The organism is Bacillus sp. SIMBA_031 (assembly GCF_046535225.1).
Taxonomy (GTDB): Bacteria; Bacillota; Bacilli; order Bacillales; family Bacillaceae; genus Bacillus; species Bacillus velezensis.
Genome location: NZ_JAWRXC010000607.1, coordinates 1 through 243, shown reverse-complemented (window position 1 = coordinate 243; position 243 = coordinate 1). Strand labels below are relative to the sequence as shown.

The following is a 243-nucleotide window of genomic DNA, read 5'->3' as shown; positions in this document are numbered from 1 at the left end:
CCAGCGTATCGAGTCCGATGATGTTCATAAGATTGCGTTCCAAGAAAAGGTGGATCAGCGTGCGCTGCAACTCGCCTTCACGCGCATAGCGCCCTTTGAATCCGAGTCCGAGCACCGTCGCATAGCATTCGAGCAGTTCGATGTTGGGCGGTGCTTCGCGCATCCGTTCCGATAGTCTGTCGAAGACATGCTTGCCGGCATCGTGCTCGCCGAACTGCTCCACCTGCAGCGGTTGCGCTTCCC

1 protein-coding gene is annotated in these 243 nt (G+C 58.0%); it reads right to left on the bottom strand.

Features of this window, described 5'->3' with window-relative positions:
* Positions 1-243, bottom strand: a 243-nt coding sequence (locus SB724_RS21540) for a DotU family type IV/VI secretion system protein (RefSeq protein WP_410573079.1), incomplete at both ends; no start/stop codon positions are given.